This is a genomic window from Moorena sp. SIO2C4, assembly GCF_010672485.1.
GTDB classification, from domain to species: Bacteria; Cyanobacteriota; Cyanobacteriia; order Cyanobacteriales; family Coleofasciculaceae; genus Moorena; species Moorena producens.
The window spans coordinates 1-2,878 of the sequence record NZ_JAAHGN010000983.1; the positions used below are offsets into that span (position 1 = coordinate 1).

The 2,878-nt window shown below is 44.3% G+C and carries 1 protein-coding gene; it reads left to right on the top strand.

Going from position 1 to position 2,878, the window contains the following annotated elements; all coding sequences use genetic code 11:
* Positions 1-1,029: 1,029 nt before the first annotated feature.
* Positions 1,030-2,724, top strand: a complete 1,695-nt coding sequence (locus F6K20_RS32410) for a beta strand repeat-containing protein (RefSeq protein ID WP_008188212.1) — start codon at positions 1,030-1,032, stop codon at positions 2,722-2,724.
* Positions 2,725-2,878: the final 154 nt, after the last annotated feature.

Below are 2,878 nucleotides of genomic sequence, written 5' to 3' on the forward strand. Positions count from 1 at the left end.
TCTATTAGCATTCAGCTATCAGCATTCAGCTATCAGCATTCAGATATCAGCATTCAGATATCAGCATTCAGATATCAGCATTCAGATATCAGCATTCAGCTATCAGCATTCAGCTTATGAGCTACGTCACAGGTTTCTAGCCTGTGCCACAAAGCAGACGGCACCTCAAGTAGCGTGAGCTAAAAGCTCACGGCTGACGGCTGTTCACGTAGCGTGCGCGTAGCGCATATGCTTACAAATTGTTTAACAACCGATCAGCGGGTTTATATCTTGGTTGTAAACAAAATTATTGCCGGAAAAGGCATGCATGTAAGAGGTAAAAGGCAAGAGGGGAAAGATATCCGGAGTTTTATTGGAGAATAAAAAAAGACCTCCTATGTTTACATCTGATTTATAAAACCTATAAACCAGATCACACCTTCGTTAACTGATTACCCGATCCGGGGTAACAGCCGAAAATTAAGCACTATCACTAAAGTAGATAGGCTAAATGATTGAAATTAAGACTGTAGGTTAATGGGGTGATGGGAGAATAACACGCTTGTTAAGCCAAATGTGATAGGAATTACTTTATAAATGAAGCAAAACTGAAGCAAAACTGAGAAAAAAAGCAAAACTGAGACAACTGAGACAAAAACTGAGACAACTATTATTCCAACTTATGCTATATAGCGCCTCTGAATAGGATTAATTTCATCGGTTGATGGCTCAACCTGAGATTAGTCTGAGAAAAATATAAGCTCACCCTGGGCTAAGTATGAAAAAAATTATACAACTAAACCTAGTTAAAATAACTGAGCTAAAAAACTGATACAAAAACTGAGACATTAGGCTCTGATCCGAATGCCATTGTAGAAATATAGACACCTTAGCGACTAGACAAAAGCGCTAATGCCCTGTTAAAACCTATGGTTTTTGCCTAAGGGTCAATGTTTGCCTGAGGTTAAAAACATTACACTGGTCTATTGCCGGTAGACCAGTGTTTACTTCCACTCTCAACTTAATTCACTTGCATTCGGAGGAACTTTCATGTCAAACACTTTTATTCCCACTGGAGAAACTCTAACCGAGCCAGTAATACTACCCGGAGTAGGGGATTCTTTAACCGTATTCGGTACATTGGATGTTGATGGTAGTGCTGTTGATATCACTGGCACTAATGCCAGCATCTTTAACGCAGAAACAGGCACAATTGATGGTAGCTTCAATGGTGTCAACTTCGTTAATGGTGGTGTTTCTTCTGGCACATTAACCAACCAAGGCTTGATTACCAGTGATAGTCGTCCCGTCAACATCGGTGGTCAGAACATCAAGGTTGATAACTTAGCCCAGATTATCTCCTCTGCCAGTCCGAGGGATGGTGTCGTTTACGCTGACCAGACCGCTACATCCTATGATATTTTCAATGGTCCTGATGCTGTAATTGATGTGGGTGAGGGGAATGATGGAGATGCCATTTCTCTACAACTCGGTGCTAATGTCACAGGCAGTGTGGTTAATCAAGGTACGGTGACCGGACGTGGTGTGCCGGTGGGTAACAACCAAGCTACTGCGATTCGCCTCAGACAGGGTACTGACATCGGAGGAGCGGATGTCTCAGTCTTCAATGGTGATATTGTCAATGAAGGCACTTTGATCTCAGAAACTGATAGTGGTATCCTGATTGAGTCGGGAGTAGAACTCAATGGTACCATCGTTAACAACGGTACGATTGATGGTGCTTTCAACGGCGTCAGCTTTGCCAATGGCGGTACCTCTTCTGGCGCGCTGCAAAATTTCGGTACTATCACTAGTGCTAGTCGTGCCGTAAATATCGGTGGTCAAGATATTAGCCTTCAAAACTTCGGTCAGATTCTCAGCTCTGCCAGTCCCCGGGATGGTGTGGTTTACACTGACCAGAGTGCGCTTTCCTACTCGATTGTCAACGAAAGTAGTGGTCTGATCGATGTCGGTGAAGGCAATGATGGGGATGCCATTTCTCTACAACTCGGTGCTGATGTCACAGGTAGTGTGATTAATCGGGGTACGGTGATCGGACGTGGTGTGCCGGTGGGTAACAACCGAGCTACTGCTGTTCGCCTCAGACAGGGTACTAATACTGACCTCTCAGTCTTCAATGGTGATATTGTCAATGAAGGCACCTTGACCTCAGAAACTGATGCGGCACTGCTGATTGAGGACGGAGTCGAACTCAACGGCGAAATCATTAATAGGGGCACTATCAACGGTGGTGTTGTTGCAGGCAGCCCTCAGGTGGGTATTGATGTTCAGGATGCTGAGGGTGACGTAACTATTGTTAACCAAGGCACTATCAACGGCGATGTTCTACTCAGTGGTGGTGATGATACCTATGATGGGATCGCAGGCACTGTTAACGGTACTGTTTTCGGTAATGAGGGCAATGATACTCTGATTGGTGGTAGCGCTAATGATGTCTTGAACGGAGGGGTTGGCAATGACTTGTTAACTGGCAATTCAGGTGCAGACATCTTCGCCTTCGGCAGTGAAATCTTCCAAGACGGTCTCCAGGACTTTGACCAAATCACTGACTTTGAGGCAGGGGATGCCTTTGATTTCGCTGATGAATTCTTGGGCAATATTAGTTTCGGTCGCGAAACAGTTAGTGGTCAAGAAGCCGTAGTAGCCATCCTTGGCGGCGAGGATAATCTGACTGTATTCGGCAATCTCGATGCTGCTGAGCAGGCACTTGATGTATTTGTCTAACACAAAAGTGTCATCCCAAGACTGTTAGCGATCGCTAGTTAGATTAGCGATCGCTTTTAGCGTGACCAAAGGTCAATCGCATTTTTTTTCTCAGCTAAATGGTTACATATAGCGGTTTGCGACTTTATTTTTTACAAATTTCTGGGTTTTTAGG